Origin of the sequence: Bacillus sp. 22-7 (assembly GCF_010628845.1) — a bacterium.
GTDB lineage: Bacteria > Bacillota > Bacilli > Bacillales > Cytobacillaceae > Cytobacillus > Cytobacillus firmus_B.
Genome location: NZ_NJQY01000018.1, coordinates 1 through 15,891 on the forward strand (window position 1 = coordinate 1; position 15,891 = coordinate 15,891).

Annotated in this window: 19 protein-coding genes; 11 read left to right on the top strand and 8 right to left on the bottom strand. The window is 40.8% G+C overall.

Annotation, left to right across the window (positions count from 1 at the left end):
• Positions 1 to 61: 61 nt before the first annotated feature.
• Positions 62 to 553, bottom strand: coding sequence for a YajQ family cyclic di-GMP-binding protein (locus tag CE058_RS15165; RefSeq protein WP_163143755.1), 492 nt, complete (start codon positions 551 to 553; stop codon positions 62 to 64).
• Between the two features lie 157 nt (positions 554 to 710).
• On the opposite strand from CE058_RS15165, the gene CE058_RS15170 reads away from it, so the two are divergent.
• Complete coding sequence (locus CE058_RS15170) at positions 711 to 1,574, top strand: CvfB family protein (protein WP_048011905.1); 864 nt, start codon at positions 711 to 713, stop codon at positions 1,572 to 1,574.
• Positions 1,575 to 1,626: 52 nt separating this feature from the next.
• On the opposite strand, the gene CE058_RS15175 is transcribed toward CE058_RS15170, so the two are convergent.
• Together CE058_RS15175 and CE058_RS15180 are read right to left on the bottom strand one after the other, a co-directional pair.
• Positions 1,627 to 1,758 (bottom strand): DUF3941 domain-containing protein, encoded by a 132-nt coding sequence (locus CE058_RS15175; RefSeq protein WP_009331260.1) that lies wholly within the window; start codon positions 1,756 to 1,758, stop codon positions 1,627 to 1,629.
• Between the two features lie 109 nt (positions 1,759 to 1,867).
• Positions 1,868 to 2,722 (bottom strand): DegV family protein, encoded by an 855-nt coding sequence (locus tag CE058_RS15180; RefSeq protein WP_163143757.1) that lies wholly within the window; start codon positions 2,720 to 2,722, stop codon positions 1,868 to 1,870.
• 125 nt (positions 2,723 to 2,847) lie between these two features.
• Between CE058_RS15180 and CE058_RS15185 the strand changes: the two genes are divergently transcribed.
• Together CE058_RS15185 and CE058_RS15190 are read left to right on the top strand one after the other, a co-directional pair.
• On the top strand, positions 2,848 to 3,678 hold the full coding sequence (locus CE058_RS15185; RefSeq protein WP_048011907.1) for a YitT family protein: 831 nt from the start codon (positions 2,848 to 2,850) through the stop codon (positions 3,676 to 3,678).
• Between the two features lie 19 nt (positions 3,679 to 3,697).
• Positions 3,698 to 4,447 (top strand): BsuPI-related putative proteinase inhibitor, encoded by a 750-nt coding sequence (locus CE058_RS15190; RefSeq protein WP_163143759.1) that lies wholly within the window; start codon positions 3,698 to 3,700, stop codon positions 4,445 to 4,447.
• A 35-nt stretch (positions 4,448 to 4,482) separates the two neighbouring features.
• Here CE058_RS15190 and CE058_RS15195 read toward each other — a convergent pair whose 3' ends face one another.
• From CE058_RS15195 to CE058_RS15200, 3 genes are all read right to left on the bottom strand, one after another.
• A complete protein-coding gene (locus CE058_RS15195) occupies positions 4,483 to 4,668 on the bottom strand; it encodes a DUF3813 domain-containing protein (RefSeq protein WP_048011909.1) in 186 nt (61 codons plus the stop codon).
• A gap of 2 nt (positions 4,669 to 4,670) precedes the next feature.
• Positions 4,671 to 4,823 carry a hypothetical protein gene (locus CE058_RS24795; protein WP_174750431.1) on the bottom strand — a complete coding sequence of 51 codons (153 nt, stop codon included), beginning with the start codon at positions 4,821 to 4,823 and terminating at the stop codon, positions 4,671 to 4,673.
• 123 nt (positions 4,824 to 4,946) lie between these two features.
• Positions 4,947 to 5,765, bottom strand: a complete 819-nt coding sequence (locus CE058_RS15200) for a Cof-type HAD-IIB family hydrolase (RefSeq protein WP_048011910.1) — start codon at positions 5,763 to 5,765, stop codon at positions 4,947 to 4,949.
• A 279-nt stretch (positions 5,766 to 6,044) separates the two neighbouring features.
• On the opposite strand from CE058_RS15200, the gene CE058_RS15205 reads away from it, so the two are divergent.
• The 3 genes from CE058_RS15205 (at position 6,045) to CE058_RS15215 (ending at position 8,490) form a co-directional block, all read left to right on the top strand.
• Positions 6,045 to 6,812, top strand: a complete 768-nt coding sequence (locus CE058_RS15205; RefSeq protein ID WP_048011911.1) for an alpha/beta fold hydrolase — start codon at positions 6,045 to 6,047, stop codon at positions 6,810 to 6,812.
• 71 nt (positions 6,813 to 6,883) lie between these two features.
• Positions 6,884 to 7,192 carry a metal-sulfur cluster assembly factor gene (locus CE058_RS15210; protein ID WP_048011912.1) on the top strand — a complete coding sequence of 103 codons (309 nt, stop codon included), beginning with the start codon at positions 6,884 to 6,886 and terminating at the stop codon, positions 7,190 to 7,192.
• Positions 7,193 to 7,362: 170 nt separating this feature from the next.
• On the top strand, positions 7,363 to 8,490 hold the full coding sequence (locus CE058_RS15215; protein ID WP_163143761.1) for a TIGR04053 family radical SAM/SPASM domain-containing protein: 1,128 nt from the start codon (positions 7,363 to 7,365) through the stop codon (positions 8,488 to 8,490).
• Positions 8,491 to 8,521: 31 nt separating this feature from the next.
• Here the strand turns inward: CE058_RS15215 and CE058_RS15220 are convergent, their stop codons facing one another.
• Positions 8,522 to 9,223: a Crp/Fnr family transcriptional regulator gene (locus CE058_RS15220; RefSeq protein WP_048011914.1), complete on the bottom strand. Its 702-nt coding sequence runs from the start codon at positions 9,221 to 9,223 to the stop codon at positions 8,522 to 8,524.
• Between the two features lie 284 nt (positions 9,224 to 9,507).
• Between CE058_RS15220 and moaA the strand changes: the two genes are divergently transcribed.
• Positions 9,508 to 10,524 carry a GTP 3',8-cyclase MoaA gene (moaA, locus tag CE058_RS15225; protein ID WP_163143763.1) on the top strand — a complete coding sequence of 339 codons (1,017 nt, stop codon included), beginning with the start codon at positions 9,508 to 9,510 and terminating at the stop codon, positions 10,522 to 10,524.
• A 112-nt stretch (positions 10,525 to 10,636) separates the two neighbouring features.
• On the opposite strand, the gene ric is transcribed toward moaA, so the two are convergent.
• Positions 10,637 to 11,329: an iron-sulfur cluster repair di-iron protein gene (ric, locus tag CE058_RS15230; protein ID WP_048011916.1), complete on the bottom strand. Its 693-nt coding sequence runs from the start codon at positions 11,327 to 11,329 to the stop codon at positions 10,637 to 10,639.
• A 514-nt stretch (positions 11,330 to 11,843) separates the two neighbouring features.
• Between ric and CE058_RS15235 the strand changes: the two genes are divergently transcribed.
• The 4 genes from CE058_RS15235 (at position 11,844) to argC (ending at position 15,879) form a co-directional block, all read left to right on the top strand.
• On the top strand, positions 11,844 to 13,109 hold the full coding sequence (locus CE058_RS15235) for a molybdopterin molybdotransferase MoeA (RefSeq protein ID WP_048011918.1): 1,266 nt from the start codon (positions 11,844 to 11,846) through the stop codon (positions 13,107 to 13,109).
• Positions 13,097 to 13,633, top strand: a complete 537-nt coding sequence (mobB, locus tag CE058_RS15240; protein WP_163143765.1) for a molybdopterin-guanine dinucleotide biosynthesis protein B — start codon at positions 13,097 to 13,099, stop codon at positions 13,631 to 13,633. The genes CE058_RS15235 and mobB overlap by 13 nt, the downstream gene beginning before the upstream one ends.
• A gap of 308 nt (positions 13,634 to 13,941) precedes the next feature.
• Positions 13,942 to 14,661: a YwiC-like family protein gene (locus tag CE058_RS15245; RefSeq protein ID WP_053071384.1), complete on the top strand. Its 720-nt coding sequence runs from the start codon at positions 13,942 to 13,944 to the stop codon at positions 14,659 to 14,661.
• 186 nt (positions 14,662 to 14,847) lie between these two features.
• A complete protein-coding gene (argC, locus tag CE058_RS15250; protein ID WP_048010985.1) occupies positions 14,848 to 15,879 on the top strand; it encodes an N-acetyl-gamma-glutamyl-phosphate reductase in 1,032 nt (343 codons plus the stop codon).
• Positions 15,880 to 15,891 lie beyond the last annotated feature (12 nt).

The window sequence follows — 15,891 nt, forward strand, 5'->3', positions numbered from 1 at the left end:
CCGTTAGACTGCGATAAACTAAACAAACAAAAAAGCAAACGGAGTTTTCCGTTTGCTTTTTTTAGCGATAGTTAACGAATTGAACATCAACTGTCAAATCTGCCTCTTTAACAGCAGCAATAATCTTCTGCAGGTCATCGCGGTTTTTGCCGGTTACACGTACCTGATCATCCTGAACCTGGCTCTTCACCTTTAATTCGCTGTTTTTAATCAGGGTATTAATCTTCTTGGCATTTTCTTTATCAATGCCCTGGACAAGCTTTGCTCTTTGGCGGACCGTTCCGCCTGATGCTCCCTCAATCTTGCTGTAATCAAGATTTTTTACAGGAATGCCCCGTTTAATTAACTTGCCTAATAAAACATCCTTAAGCTGGTCAAGCTTAAATTCATCATCAGATAGAAGCACAAGCTCCTCTTTATCCAGCTTTATATCACTTTTGCTGCCTTTAAAGTCATAGCGGGTGGAAATTTCCTTCATGGCAATATTAATGGCATTGGTTACTTCAGAAAAGTCAACTTTAGATACAATATCAAATGAGCTTTCTTTAGACATGACAGCCTCCTTGGCGATTACAATTTAAGTTTCACTTCTTGTCCTTATTATAGTAAAATATAGCAGTTCAAACAACTTTAGGAGTTATGTGATCTTTTTTGGGAAAGATTTAATATAATGAATATTTGCTGTTTACTGCTGAGAAGGAGGAAAAGAGATGGCTATAGAAGAGAATTTGGGCCGTGCTGTTAAGCTGATCGTTTCAAGGGAAGCAGCATTTGGCTATTTTTTGACAGATGGAGAGGAGGATGTTCTTCTTCATCAGAATGAGACGGATGAAAAGCTCGAAGAAGGGCAGGAGGTTGAGGCTTTCCTTTACATGGACTCACAGGGAAGAATCGCAGCAACAACTGTCATTCCCGAGGTTCAGGCGGGTACATATGGATGGGCACATGTAAGCGATGTTAAGCCCGGCATCGGTGTATTTATCAATATTGGCATTCAGAAAGACATGCTCCTTGGGGAGGAGGATCTTCCTGTCCATGAAGCTGTGTGGCCGATTGAAGGAGATAGATTATATATTACACTCCGGGTAAATAAGAATAACAGAATTTATGTGAAAATGGCTACTGATCCTGTCATTACCGATATTTCAATTAAAGCATCCAAAAGTGACTTTAATAAAAATATTCACGGACATATTTATAGAACCGCAAAGGTGGGAAGCTGGATTTATACAGCTGAGGGCTTTAAAGGGTTTATCCATGAATCCCAGCGAAAAAGAGAGCCCCGTCTTGGAGAGAAAGTGGAAGGTCGCATAGTTGATGTGAAAGAAGATGGGACCGTGAATGTTTCTCTTATTCCAAGAAAGCATGAAGCACTTGATGATGATTCCGAAAAAATCATCTCTTATCTTGAAAGCCGAAGCGGTGCGATGCCATATGGCGATAAAAGTGCCCCGGAAGATATCCAGGAGCGTTTTCAGTTAAGCAAAGCTTCTTTTAAAAGAGCTTTGGGCCGGCTTATGAAGGAAGGCAGGATTTATCAGGAAGAGGGATGGACATATATTAAGAAAGACTAATCAACTGCAAAAAATAATAAAACGGACAAGCCAATGCTTGCCCGTTTTATTATTAAAGATGATCTGTCTTTTTCGAATATTGGTTTTTCCCGGCTTTGCGGTTTTTCTCGCGCATCATATTTTTTTCGTGGAGAAGCGCATTATTGTCTTTCGCTTTCTTATCATTATCGGAAGTATGCGGCATAATAAAAATACTCCTTTCATACTGATGGGTTTAGCCTTCAGGAATATAACTGAAGTACAGTCATATTGTCTGTCAGAATGAAATGGAGTATGTATCCTGCACTTATGGTTTAAATTTGCTTAAAGTAGAATATCGCTATAGACCCTGGGCCTGTATGAGCCCCGATTGCTGAGCCAATGGAAGTAATATAGACTTCTTTGGCATTAAGCTCGTCCAGTATCAGCTTTTTCATTTCAAGAGCTGTGTCTTCATCATCAGCATGGCTGATGCCGACAGTCTGCATCTCAAAGGAAGTCCCATTTTCTTTCATCAGCTCAATAATGCGGCGAAGCAGCTTTTTCTTGCCGCGCAGTTTCTCAATCGGCACAAGTTTGCCATCTTCTACTGTTAAAAGAGGTTTAATATTCAAAAGTCCGCCCAAAAAAGCCGAGGCTTTCGAAACGCGGCCGCCTTTTGCGAGGTATTCAAGATCATTTACCGTAAATAAGCTCTCGAGGTTTCGGCAGCGAAATTCGATTACTTTCTGGAGGTCTTCCTTGGATGCGCCTGATTGCGCTGCAGCAGCAGCAGCCTTCACAATTAATCCATATCCCAATGAAGCAGCCTTGGAATCGATGATGGTTAATTGGAAATCGGGATATTTCTCTTTTACTTGCTCCAGGATCATGACAGCGGTCTGGTATGTACCCGAAAGTTCGGAGGAAAAAGCAATATAAATGCCGTTTTCATTGTTTTCTGCCATTTTATTGAACGTCTCTTCAAAAAGAAGAGGGGATACCTGAGATGTTTTAGGCATTTGGCCTTCCCGTATAGCTCTATAAACATCCTTAGGTTCTATGGTGACTAAATCTTCATATTCTCCATCATTCAGTTGGACCTGTAACGGGAAAAGTGTGACGCCATGTTCTTTATAAAAGCTAAGCGGCAAGTCACACGCACTGTCAGCTAGAATTTTTACTGACATTATCTTTCACCTGCTTTCAAACTATATGAATTAAGTTTATAGAAATCAAGGAGAAAAAACAATGAATTGTGTTGAAAATGCACCTTATTGGGGTAAAGAAACTATAAAAATTCGGGGGGTAAAAAATGGTTTGGCTAGAAACTAAGAAGGTATTTATTGTTTTGATTGGCGCGGTATTGAATGCTATCGCGATGAATTTTTTTCTGATACCCGCTAATGTATATGCAAGCGGTTTTACAGGGGTGGCACAGCTCTTATCAAGTATTTTGGGTGATTTCGGATCAACAGGGATATTGCTGTTCATTCTAAACATTCCTGTTACCATATTGGCCTGGAAAAAGGTTGGCCGTTCGTTTACGATTTATAGTTTTCTAAGCGTCTTCCTGATGTCTTTCTTCCTGGAAGTGATACCTGTAATTCATGTATCCAGGGATATTCTGCTTAATGCCGTTTTTGGAGGTGTCATAGCAGCTGTAGGTGTAGGGATTACACTTAAATGGGGGGCTTCCACAGGAGGAATGGATATCATTGCGATGGTCTTGTCCAGGATGAAAGACAAACCTGTCGGTACATATTTTTTCACTCTTAATGCCATTATTATTATAACAGCCGGTTTTTTGTATGGCTGGGAAAAAGCACTATACACCCTTGTAACCCTTTATGCTTCTACAAGGGTTATTGATGCCATCCATACCAGACATGAAAAACTTACAGCTCTGATTATCACGAAAAAATCCGAAGAAATGAAAAAAGCGATCCATGACCATCTTGTCAGGGGAATAACAACTTTCCCTGCAAAGGGAGCTTTTACAAATGAAAATAAGGAAATGATGATGATTGTCATCACCCGATATGAGTTATTTGACCTTGAAAGGATCATAAAAGAAGTGGATCCGAATGCTTTTACAAATATTGTTCAAACCACTGGTGTATATGGTTTCTTCCGCAGGGATTAAATGAATGGAGGGATGAAGGATGCTTCGGCTTTTGGCTGCTGCTGTAATTATCCTCACTATGCCTATGCAAAGTTTTGAAGCTTCTATAAAGGAAATGCCTTTTGATTTTAATGTAATGCCTCAAGCAGGACAGGAAACACTAAAGATCGATTTGCTTCTGAGGAATAAGGCCAATTATCCGCTGAGCTTTGAGTTTGGATCCTCTCAGTTTTATGAAGTGGAGATTTTCAGTCAAGAAGGCGAAAAGGTATATTCTTCCTCAGAAGGAAAAGCATTTTTACAAGCTATTCAAACCATTGCCGTCAACCCGGATGAAAGCAAGGTATGGGAAGAGCAGTGGGATTACAGGTATAAAGGGAATAGAGTTAAGGAGGGAGAGTACATAGTAAAAGCCAGGCTTCTGGCATCAAACTTAAATGGAAAAAAGTTGGAGACAAAACCTGAATCTGAAGCATCTGTTTATATCCCTGGCCCAAATCCTTCCATTAGCCAGGCAAAGGTTACAGGCAGGAACGGCGAATATATCATATTATTTAAAGCTCGGCCAAAAAGCGGAAAGCTATGGTATACAGTTGAAGACGGCCATAACGGGCTGCAGTCTGAAAAGACCATATTGGCTTCATCAAATAATTGGAAGAGCTTTAGGATAAAGATAAGCCTTCCTTCTGGAAACATACCTGAAAACGGAACAGTGGTTTTGCATTTATATGAAAAAGATGAAGACGGAGATATTATGAATTCTTATCCTGTTATACTGGAAAACAATTAAAAAGAGCTGGCAGCCATTGAGGCCGCCAGCTCTTTTTAGCGATACTGCGAATATTGTTCAAGTTCCTGCTGCATCTCCCGGAGCTGAGCCTGTTCAGCCGCTGTGGAGTTGGCAAATGCAGAACTTAAAGCATTTTTCGCCCGGGAAACAGTTTCTTCGCCTGCAGAATTTTTGGCTATTTCCACATATTTTCTGGCTTCCTGAAATAATCTGTTACCCATCGCTATATTCCTCCGAGGGATGATTCTTTCACATTAGCTAGTTTTTGGGCTTCCGCCTCAGCATAGGTCATGTGGTACGGGATACGCTCATCATGCTTACTAACAGTATCAGCACCCTGTTGAACGAAGCGTTTTGATTTATTACGTTTACCCATTCGAATCCCCTCCATGAAAGAGTTTGAAGCCGCAATTGGGCTGCTTCATCTTTAGTATGCTCTAAAGGAAGGATTTAAAAAGGGGATTTAATGGTTTCAATTTAATTCCTTTTGGTCAGCTGCTTAAAGAGCTTTAAGATTTAATAAGTCATTTAGATAAATGCCGATTCCATCTTCCTCATTGGTTAATGTGACCTCTTTGGCAATATTTTTCACCTGGTCGATCGCATTGCCCATGGCAATCCCGTAGCCTGCAAATTCAAGCATTTCGAGATCATTGTCCTCATCGCCAAAAGCAATGATCCGCTCGGGCGGTATTTGGAAATAATCAGCTGCTTTTTTGAGGCCAACAGCTTTATTCAGTCCTGTTTTCACGATTTCAATGACATGCCAGGGAGCCGCCCATCTGCGGTGGTCAATTACTTCGGCATGGACCTCGGAAAGATGATTTCTGATGGATTTTACATGTTCCTCATCAGTATGTATCAGCATGCTTGTCGGATTATCTTTTAAGTAACTGCGCAAATCTCCGGTCGTAATATTCGGATCGCCAAAACCGAAGATGTCGAGAAGCTTCTCATCATGGTAGTGCAAATAAACATCATCAATAACTTCTGCCACGATATTATGAATAGTATAGCTATTAACGGCTTCGACAATTTCCTTTGCCACGTTCATTTGCAGTGGTGTGTGGTAAACACCCCAATTATGGTCTTTAGGATGATGTATGTATGCACCATTGAAATTGACAATCGGCGTAGTCAAACCCATTTCACGATAGTATATTTCACTCGAGCGAAATGGCCTTCCAGTGGCAATCATTACTTCATGCCCTTGTTCACGTGCCTTTTGAATAATCATTTTAGTTTTAGCCGAGATGGTTTTGTCATCTTTTAATAATGTGCCATCAAGGTCCAATGCAATTAAATGTTTTTCTGCCATAAGATCTCCTTCTAAGCGCTCAGCACTTTTATAATAATAATGTAATTGCAGCCAGCGGACTGCAGCGCATTGCTTATATTGAAGTATGCCCCGCTTTTCTTTTAAGTGTAAAGGTTTTGGAAAAGAAAAGTCCACATGTTAAACTGAAAATATAGAAAGAATTTACATAAGACAAGAGCTTAAGCTTTTACAAAATCATTTTATACATATATGTTATCAATATTATAATAATTTTGTAAAAAAATTCATCTTGGTACAACAGGTTTAGGAGGAAAAAATGTGGTTGTTATTGAACGTAAGCTTATCAGAGAAATTCCTGTTCTTGAACTTGCCAGACAGGAAATAAAAGGGGAACCCCTGCCTTTTATCATTTTTGTTCATGGGTTTACGAGTGCCAAAGAACATAATCTGCATTATGCCTATCTGCTTGCAGAAAAGGGGTTTAGGGTAGTGCTGCCGGACACCTTATATCATGGGGAAAGATCCGAGGGCTTATCAGGCAGCGATTTAAACTTCAAGCTTTGGGATATTGTTCTGAATACCATTGCGGAATTGAACATAATCAGAAATGTCTATGAGGATAGGGACCTGATTGACCAGGGAAGAATAGGGCTTGTGGGCACCTCCATGGGGGGAATAGTCACTTTGGGCGCCCTGACACAGTATGAATGGGTCAAAACTGCAGTTAGCCTTATGGGTATGCCATATTATGAAAAGTTTGCTCAGCTTCAGCTTGATGAACTTAAGAAAAATAATATTAAGGTTCCGCTCACAAATGAAGAACTTGCAGATCTTCTGAGAATCCTTAGGGAGCGTGATCTGAGCCTTCAGCCAGAAAAGCTTGGCGGAAGGCCGCTCATGTTCTGGCATGGCAAGAAGGACCCGGTTGTTCCTTATTCCTATACATACCAATTTTATGAGACCATCCAGCCCCTGTATAGTGACTCACCTGAAAACCTCCTGTTTATATCAGATGAACAGGCGGGGCATAAAGTCAGCAGGGAGGGACTGCTTGAAACAGTTAAATGGTTCGAGGAACATTTATAACCTGTATTTTTTCAATTCATTTAAATTTTTGTTAAGATAAAGATAGTAAATAATGAAGGAGTGCTGCAGATATGGATCAGGATTTAAAAGACAGCATTATGGGTGCACTGGAGCTTGTAGTAGACCCTGAGCTGGGCATTGACATTGTAAATTTAGGCTTGGTATATGATGTGAAAATGGAAGAGGAAGGGAAAGCTATAGTTGATATGACTCTTACTTCCATGGGCTGTCCTTTGGCAGGCACAATTGTTGAACAAGTAAAGTCAGCGCTGGCAGATATCCCTGAAGTAAAAGACACTGAAGTGAATATTGTCTGGAACCCGCCTTGGTCCAAGGACAAAATGTCCCGCTATGCAAAAATTGCACTTGGCGTACGATAAAATTTAAGCTCAAAACAGCAGGAGTATTTCCTGCTGTTTTTTTGTGCCCTTGTGAGGTAGTTCACTTATTTCACATGCTGATTATCCTATAATAACAATGGAAAGACAAAATATAGTTTGCTTTGCGTTGACAAATGGCCGGGAGTAAGGCCATTAAGGAGGCATTTCTAATGGGATTTGATAGAGATTTTAATAAAGACCCTTTTATTGTGATATGGGAATTAACAAGGGCATGCCAGCTAAAATGTCTGCACTGCCGTGCGGAGGCACAATATAGGAGAGATCCGAGAGAACTTTCCTTTGAAGAAGGGATGGCCCTAATTGACCAAATCAGGGAAATGAATAATCCTATGCTTGTGTTTACGGGTGGAGATCCATTAATGAGGCAGGATGTATTCGACATTGCCGAATATGCGGTGAAAAAGGGCGTTCGTGTTTCCATGACGCCCAGTGCGACACCAAATGTAACGAAAGAAGCTATTGAAAAAGCCAAACAGGTCGGCTTAGCTCGATGGGCGTTCAGCCTTGATGGGCCAAATGCAGAAATACACGACCACTTTAGAGGGACTTCCGGTTCCTACGATTTAACGATTGAAAGGATTAAATATCTGCACGAGCTTGAAATTCCTGTCCAGATTAATACAGTGATCTCACGTTATAATATCGATTACCTTGAGGAAATGGCACAGGTTGTAGAAGAACTCAAATGTGTTCTTTGGAGTGTGTTCTTCCTCGTCCCAACAGGGAGAGGGCAGGAAAAGGATATGATCTCACCGGTTGAGCATGAGAAGGTTTTTACATGGCTGTATAACTTAAGCAAAAAGGTTTCCTTCGATATTAAGACAACAGCTGCCCAGCATTATCGCCGAGTTGTCATTCAGCAAAAAATGAAGGAAGCAAAAGATCAAAATGAGGATATTCAATATCTCGATGCACTTACACAGCAAGGGCTGACGGGTTCTATAGATGGTTTAGGCAGGGCGCCTAAAGGAGTAAATGACGGAAACGGGTTTGTTTTCATTTCACACGTTGGGGACGTTTATCCAAGCGGGCTTTTGCCTGTTAAAGCAGGAAATGTAAGGGAACAGCCGCTCGCTGAAATATACAGGGAATCACCCATCTTTAAAGATCTCAGAAATCCTGATAAATATAAAGGGAAATGCGGCCAATGCGAATTCCGTTATGTTTGCGGAGGATCGAGATCACGTGCATTTGCCATGACAGGGGATTATATGGAAAGCGAGCCGTTTTGTGTATATATTCCTAAGGCGCTTAGAACGAAAGCAGCAAAAGCATAAAGGAGTAAAGGAGTGCATCATGACTGCACTCCTATTCAATGCTGCAGTATACGGCAGGGCAATTTTCACAGCCTATTTCATTTTTTAAATACTCTAGATCTTTAATTGTAATTTTTCCATTTATTATTGAAATAATGCCGTCCTTCTTCAGTTCGCCCAGTATCCGGTTGGTGCTCTCTCTGGAGGTGCCGCAGAAATTTCCAAGTTCCTGATTCGTAAGTGGCAGATCTATGAGTATGCCGTCATTTACTTTTATTCCATAGCTGTTAGTCATTCTGATAAGAGTTGAATACAGGGCACCTTTTTTTCCATTGAGCACGAGATCTCTGAATTTGGTCTGTGTATTGCGGAAATGATCGCTCATCCATTTCATAAATTCATAGGCCAAAGTACTATTTTTAAAAATCTCCTTTTCCAGGACATCTTTTTTTATTACAGCTACCTCACCAGCTTCAAGAACTAAAGCATTCAATAAATATTTAGGATCGCTGGTAAATAAGGTCAGCTCACCAATGATTTCATTTTCCCCGCATAGCCTGAAGGTGAGTTCCCTGCCGTCCGCTGTTATCTTGCTGATTTGAATCTTGCCGGAAAGGATGATATATAGCTCATCAGCATCCATGCCTTCCTGAAAAATATAAGCCCCTTTCTGTGTTTTCATATGCCGGTCAGCGAAATGAAGAAGCTCTTTAATCTCAATGGAATGTGTCTGTTTAATGGCTGTATGAGCCATGGGAATCCTCCTTCATATAACAACTATCTTTTCTCACAATAATATCATTTGTATAGTGAAAACATTGCCGGCTTTTGTGTCTTTATTGTGGCATTTTCTATAGAAATGTCAGTCTTAACTAATAAACAGCAATTCCCTATTAACATTGCAGCGATTGTATGTTCTAATAGTAAAAGCTCTTAATTTGAGATACTGGGTTATTTCTGTTATTTTAAGGGAAAGGCTAAAATATACCTCTGTATAGAAAGCTTAATAAAGTCACTCTTTAAATGGAGTTGAACGGAATGGTTAAAACAATTATTAAAGATAAATTGAATAGACCTTTAAGAGACCTGCGCATTTCTGTCATTGACCGCTGTAATTTCCGCTGCCAATATTGCATGCCGGCAGAAATCTTCGGTCCTGATTTTGCTTTTCTTCCAAAAAGCGAGCTGCTCAGCTATGAAGAAATTGAACGGCTGGCTAAAATCTTCGTAAGCCTTGGAGTGGAGAAGATCAGGTTAACAGGCGGGGAGCCCCTTATGAGAAAGGACATGCCTAAACTTGTTAAAATGCTTTCAGACATTGAGGGATTAAAAGATATTGGACTAACCACCAACGGTGTATTGCTTCCCAAACATGCGAAGGACTTAAAGGAAGCGGGACTGTTGAGGGTTAACATCAGTCTTGACAGTCTGGATGATGAGCTTTTCGGACAAATCAACGGACGCAATGTGGGTGTCAAACCAGTTATTAAAGGGATTGAAGCAGCAAAAGAAGCAGGACTTGGCGTGAAGATTAATATGGTCGTCAAAAAAGGCCTGAATGATTCTGAAATTGTCCCGATGGCTAAGTTTTGTAAAGATAACGGCTTACAGCTCCGTTTTATTGAATACATGGATGTCGGCAGCACAAACGGCTGGAAAATGGATGAGGTTGTAACTAAAAAAGAGATTTATGAGATCTTAAAGGAACACTATTTATTAGAGCCGGTAGATCCGGATTATTTCGGAGAGGTGGCCAAGCGGTACCGCTATAAAGGCACCGATGTGGATGTTGGGTTTATTACATCTGTTTCTGAATCCTTCTGTTCAAGCTGCACTCGTTCAAGATTGTCAGCAAATGGCCAAATTTTCACATGCCTATTTAATGGTGAAGGGCACGATTTAAAGGAATTTATGAGAAAAGGCGCTACTGACGAAGAAATTACCGATCGGATTATTAAGATTTGGAATGGCAGAAAAGACAGGTACTCAGACGAACGGACAGAAGAAACCGCTGCAAACAGGAAAAAGATTGAAATGTCCTATATTGGGGGATGAAAAAGCATGTTTTGCTGTGTCATGAAAAATGGACATAGCGGGCAGGCTTTTATTTTTGCCGTTTGAATGCACAAAAAATCTGCAGCTGATATTGGCTGCAGATAATGAGTGTTTATATATATCGAGGAAAAAGAATATTATTTTCCAGATGAACATGCATGAACGTTTGGCTTTCTAAATCTTCAAGCCGCTTATATACAAGACGGTAAGAACCGCATGCATCAGCTGGAGGAGTAAAATCAGCTGTAATTTCCCTCAATTCCTTTAAGATGGAACCTGCATGATCATGCTCCTTCTCAAGCTCCCGGATATAGCTGATGATTTCTTCGCGATTTTCAACTTTAGGATCTTCAAGCTTCAGCAGAAGTGGAAAAACTGACTCTTCCTCTTTGGAAGTATGTTCAAGAAGCTCGTGCTTCAATTCATAGAATAATTGATGGACTCTAAGAAGCTCCTCATGGCTTTCTCCATGAACTCTTGACACCTTTGTTACATATGGGCTTAATTGCGATAGTTCTTCTTCAAGAGGACGATGATATCGATTAATGACATGTTCAATAATGTCTTCTGATGTACTATCTGTCCAAACCTCTAAATTATCAGTTTGGTTTTCCTTTTGAATTACTTCGTTTAATTCGTTAATCAGGACGTTCATATCTGCTGACTGTTCTGAAACAGCACGCGCCAGCGGAATATTTCCGCCGCAGCAAAAATCAATGCGATGACGTTTAAAAACATCACTTGTCTTTGGAAATTCATTTACGATATCTTTTACGAGACGATCTTCTGTAATCTGTATAGTCATTGTATTTTCCTCCTTCTATCTTGTGAACTATCTAAAGAATATACGAATTCCCTTTTTGATTTGGTGATGGGCATCACACTTGCAGGCTTTTTATAAAGTTTTTTGGGTAGACTCTTTTCGCATAAATTGTTATTCTTCGCCTATCAATGTTTTCCGTTGATTTCCGCTCCAGGCTGCTCACCGAACCGCGGGGTGGGCGGTGAGCCTCCTCAACGCTCCGCGTCTGCGGGGTCTCACCTGTCCCGCTACTCCCGCAGGACATTGAATAAGCTCCATTGAGTAAACACCGCACGAAGAAAATGCGAATGCATTTTTGAGGATCTCGCACCTTCCGCTACAATCAACTCAGTAAATAATATACAAAAAGCAACAAACCTTACGAAAACAGCCTTTGGGTAAACCCTCCACAGATGAAAACAGAAAGTGTGACGATTGTCATGTTATGGATTTTCATGTACGTTTATAATAATTGAATTAGAGAAGACATTAAGAAAAGTACATAGGAGCTGATATCATGCTGGAAAAAAGAACTCCCATTCCTGTTGCTGAAGCAGTTGAAAAAATCATGGCATATCAATTAACCGGAAGTGCAGAATACGTATCCATTAATGAAAGCAATGGCCGTTTTCTGGCAGAAGATTTAAAAGCAACAAATGATGTCCCTCATTTTGATCGATCACCATATGATGGTTTTGCTGTCCGTTCTGCAGATACAAAGGAAGCTTCAATGGAAAATTCCGTCGTATTTGAGGTGGTAGACCACATTGGGGCGGGGCATGTGACTTCTAAAAACATTGGTCCATTCCAGGCTGTGAGGATCATGACCGGTGCGCAAATGCCTCAGGAATGTGATGCAGTTGTAATGCTTGAACTGGCAAAAGCATATGAAGAAGACGGTAAGAATTTTATGTCCATAAAGCGATCCTATAAACAAGGAGACAATGTTTCTTTCAAAGGAGAAGATGCAAAAAAAGGAGATTCTTTAGTTAAAAAGGGGACAAAGATCAATCCCGGAATTCAGGCCATTCTCGCAACCTTTGGTTATGCAGAAGTGCCTGTTGCCAAAAAGCCTGTTATTGGATTATTTGCAACAGGAACTGAACTATTGGAAGTCCATGAACCGCTGGAGCCGGGGAAAATCAGAAACAGCAATGCTCATATGATTACAGCGCAAATTGAACGGGCCGGCGCGGAAGTTATTTATTATGGAAAGCTTCCTGACGAATTTGATACATGTTTTAATGCTGTGAAAGAAGCATTGAACAATGTGGATATGCTGATCACTACAGGCGGTGTATCTGTGGGCGATTTTGATTATCTGCCGGGCATTTATGAAAAGCTTGAGGCTGAGGTGCTTTTCAATAAAGTTGCCATGAGGCCAGGCAGTGTGACGACTGTTGCCCAGCATGAAGGAAAGCTTCTGTTTGGACTTTCGGGAAATCCTTCTGCCTGCTATGTCGGGTTTGAACTTTTTACAAGACCAGTCATCCGAAAAATGCTGTTCTCTGAGAAACCGCATTTAAGGAAAGAAACTGCTGAACTAGTGGCAGAATTTCCAAAAGCAAACCCGTTTACACGATTTGTCAGGACGTCTGTTAATTATTTGTCAGGACGACTGGTGGCAGCACCAAGCGGAGTGGATAAATCAAACATTGTGATGAGTCTTGCCGGTGCGAATTCGCTAATGATTCTGCCAGGCGGAACAAGAGGCTATGGCAAGGGGGACACCGTTGAAGTGCTATTGCTTGAGGACCATGAAGGAAGCGAATGGCCATGGTAAAGGAACCTGTTATCTTTCAGGTAGCCGGCTATCAAAACAGCGGAAAAACAACGTTGATAAATAAATTAATTTCAGGATTAAAAGAGAAGGGGCTTTCTGCCATTACCATTAAACATCATGGTCATGGCGGCAAACCTGAAACCCCGGAAGGAAAGGATTCTACAAGCCATATTAAATCAGGGGCTGCCGCTTCTCTTGTAGAAGGGGGAGGCAGACTGCTTATGCATGCCGAGAAGAAAAGCTGGAGCCTGGAGGAGCAGGTAAGGATTGTGCTGCAGCTGCAGCCGGACGTCGTGCTTATTGAAGGTCATAAAAAGGCATCTTTTTCTAAGGCTCTCTTGCTAAGAAGTGATGAAGATATGCACCTTATGAAGGAATTGACAAATATCTGTACAGTGATCAGCTGGGATGATAACGTTATAAAACCAAACGATGCAAATTTTGAAGCGCCGTTTTTCAGCATTGGTGATCCCAAAGGTCCTGATTGGATTGTTGAGTATTTAGTGAGCGAAAGAATGAAATAAAGTGAAACTTCAATCAGTGGGGGGGGCTCCTTATCCCCCACTGATTGTTAGTTGAACCAATCGGGCCTTTACGGGCAGTTTGACCACTTATCCTCCTTTGATTCCTCTGAGTCTTGAAGTGGGGGTCTTACTGCCCGTTAGACTGCGATAAAGATAAAAGCAGAACAGCCCAATTCTATTTTGGGCTGTTTTTAATATCCTCAAAATTGAACGTTTTGTGGCGTTGCGTGTATCAGTGATAATCTTCACTTTCTATTTACCCAGAAGATTATATACTATAGGCAGAAAGCAGCGGGGAGGTATTATAGATGAAGTTATTTATGCCAAAACAGCATGGTGCCTGGGCAATGCTGATTCTGCCATTTTGGCTCGGAGCAGCTGCATCTGATATTATTTGGTCTCATATCCCGTTTTTTTTAGGATGGATATTACTATATCTGGCCACTTATCCAGGACTTCTGCTATTTAAAAGAAAAAGAATGGCTTTATACTCTAAATGGACAGCCATTTATCTGGTCCCGGCTATTTTACTCCTATTAGTTCCTTTACTGGAAAGGCCATCCATTATCATTTTCGGACTTCTTATGGTTCCTTTTTTTATTATTAATGCGCTCTATTCTTCCAAAAACAGAGATAGAGCATTGGGCAATGACTTTAGTGCTATTTGTGCATTTTCAATAGCAGGTCTTGCGAGCAGCTTCTTGCCGCAGGGGGAAATTTCACCAATGGCCTGGACTGTGTTTGCGGCATCTGTTTTATTTTTTACAGGAAGCACTTTCTATGTAAAATCAATGATCAGGGAAAAGAAAAATAGTTCCTTTAAATGGGTTTCATGGATCTTTCATACTGCGGTACCGATACTTTGGCTGCTGGCGGGCGGATGGCTTGTATCTGCTGCGTTTCTTCCCAGCCTTTTCAGGTCGATTGTATTTTATGGGAAGTCATTTACACCTAAAAAAATTGGTGTTTATGAAATTGCTAATGCTTCAATATTCTTCTTTATGCTATTATTTGCCATACACACTTGAGAACCGGCCTGCACAGGCCGGTTTTTTCAATTTATCAAGAAATCGGATAATTAATATTAGAAATCTTTAAAACTTCAGTAAAATAGGTTGCAATTTTTCAAACCAGTTTCTATAATAAGAGAAACATTAATTCATAAATATGTATATAAATGATTAAATATACAATAACGTGTGAAAGGAGCAATTATGAACGTTTCAATAATCGGAACAACCGGATATGGGGGTGCTGAATTGCTCCGTATCCTCAAGCAGCATCCGGAATTTGACATTAAATCGATTCATTCTACTAAAGATAACATCCCCATTTGGAATGAATATCCGCATCTATATGGAATCTTAGACGAAAATTTACAGGGAATAGATTCAGATCAAATAGCTGCACAGTCTGATATTGTTTTTCTGGCTACACCATCCGGGATTTCGGGAAAACTTGCTGAAGATTTTTCAGGTAAAGACGTTAAGGTAATTGACCTATCCGGTGACCTTCGAATTCCTGCTCAAGCCTATCAGGAGTGGTATAAACACGCTCCTGCAAACGAAGCACTCGTAGAAAAAGCAGTATATGGTCTTCCTGAATGGCACCGCAGAGAAATAGCATCCGCAGAAATCATATCTAATCCTGGGTGCTATCCAACAGCTTCTTTGCTAAGTCTTGCACCTGTTGTAAATGAAAATTTAATAAGACCAGATAGTGTTGTCATCGATGCAAAATCCGGAGTGTCCGGGGCAGGAAGGGCGCTTTCGAGAACAACCAGCTATGCTGAAGCAAATGAAAACCTGCGGGTTTATAAGGTAAACCAGCATCAGCATACACCGGAAATCGAACAGCAGCTGATGAAGTGGAATTCCGAAATGAGGCCTATCACCTTCACGACCCATCTTCTTCCGATAACACGGGGCATTATGACAACCAGTTATGTACAGCTGACCAAGGAATACACTTCTTCTCAAATTCTTGAACTTTATCAATCAGTCTATGAAAACCAGCCATTTGTCCGGATTCGTCCGGAAAATACTTTCCCTTCTGTAAAAGAGGTTGCAGGCTCTAACTTTTGCGACATAGGTATCCATATGGACTCCAGAACGGGCAGACTGACAATCGTTTCAGTGATTGATAACTTAATGAAAGGCGCTGCCGGTCAGGCTGTGCAAAATGCCAATATAATAAGCGGATGTGATGAAGCAGCGGGTCTCGAATTTGTTCCGCTCTATCCATAAGGAGGAAAGATA

Excerpts from the sequence above, each read along its gene's own strand:
- CE058_RS15165 (WP_163143755.1), bottom strand. The coding sequence starts at position 553 with ATGTCTAAAGAAAGCTCATTTGATATTGTATCTAAAGTTGACTTTTCT.
- CE058_RS15170 (WP_048011905.1), top strand. The coding sequence starts at position 711 with ATGGCTATAGAAGAGAATTTGGGCCGTGCTGTTAAGCTGATCGTTTCA.
- CE058_RS15175 (WP_009331260.1), bottom strand. The coding sequence starts at position 1,758 with ATGCCGCATACTTCCGATAATGATAAGAAAGCGAAAGACAATAATGCG.
- CE058_RS15180 (WP_163143757.1), bottom strand. The coding sequence starts at position 2,722 with ATGTCAGTAAAAATTCTAGCTGACAGTGCGTGTGACTTGCCGCTTAGC.
- CE058_RS15185 (WP_048011907.1), top strand. The coding sequence starts at position 2,848 with ATGGTTTGGCTAGAAACTAAGAAGGTATTTATTGTTTTGATTGGCGCG.
- CE058_RS15190 (WP_163143759.1), top strand. The coding sequence starts at position 3,698 with ATGCTTCGGCTTTTGGCTGCTGCTGTAATTATCCTCACTATGCCTATG.
- CE058_RS15195 (WP_048011909.1), bottom strand. The coding sequence starts at position 4,668 with ATGGGTAACAGATTATTTCAGGAAGCCAGAAAATATGTGGAAATAGCC.
- CE058_RS24795 (WP_174750431.1), bottom strand. The coding sequence starts at position 4,823 with ATGGGTAAACGTAATAAATCAAAACGCTTCGTTCAACAGGGTGCTGAT.
- CE058_RS15200 (WP_048011910.1), bottom strand. The coding sequence starts at position 5,765 with ATGGCAGAAAAACATTTAATTGCATTGGACCTTGATGGCACATTATTA.
- CE058_RS15210 (WP_048011912.1), top strand. The coding sequence starts at position 6,884 with ATGGATCAGGATTTAAAAGACAGCATTATGGGTGCACTGGAGCTTGTA.
- CE058_RS15215 (WP_163143761.1), top strand. The coding sequence starts at position 7,363 with ATGGGATTTGATAGAGATTTTAATAAAGACCCTTTTATTGTGATATGG.
- CE058_RS15220 (WP_048011914.1), bottom strand. The coding sequence starts at position 9,223 with ATGGCTCATACAGCCATTAAACAGACACATTCCATTGAGATTAAAGAG.
- moaA (WP_163143763.1), top strand. The coding sequence starts at position 9,508 with ATGGTTAAAACAATTATTAAAGATAAATTGAATAGACCTTTAAGAGAC.
- ric (WP_048011916.1), bottom strand. The coding sequence starts at position 11,329 with ATGACTATACAGATTACAGAAGATCGTCTCGTAAAAGATATCGTAAAT.
- CE058_RS15235 (WP_048011918.1), top strand. The coding sequence starts at position 11,844 with ATGCTGGAAAAAAGAACTCCCATTCCTGTTGCTGAAGCAGTTGAAAAA.
- mobB (WP_163143765.1), top strand. The coding sequence starts at position 13,097 with ATGGCCATGGTAAAGGAACCTGTTATCTTTCAGGTAGCCGGCTATCAA.
- CE058_RS15245 (WP_053071384.1), top strand. The coding sequence starts at position 13,942 with ATGAAGTTATTTATGCCAAAACAGCATGGTGCCTGGGCAATGCTGATT.
- argC (WP_048010985.1), top strand. The coding sequence starts at position 14,848 with ATGAACGTTTCAATAATCGGAACAACCGGATATGGGGGTGCTGAATTG.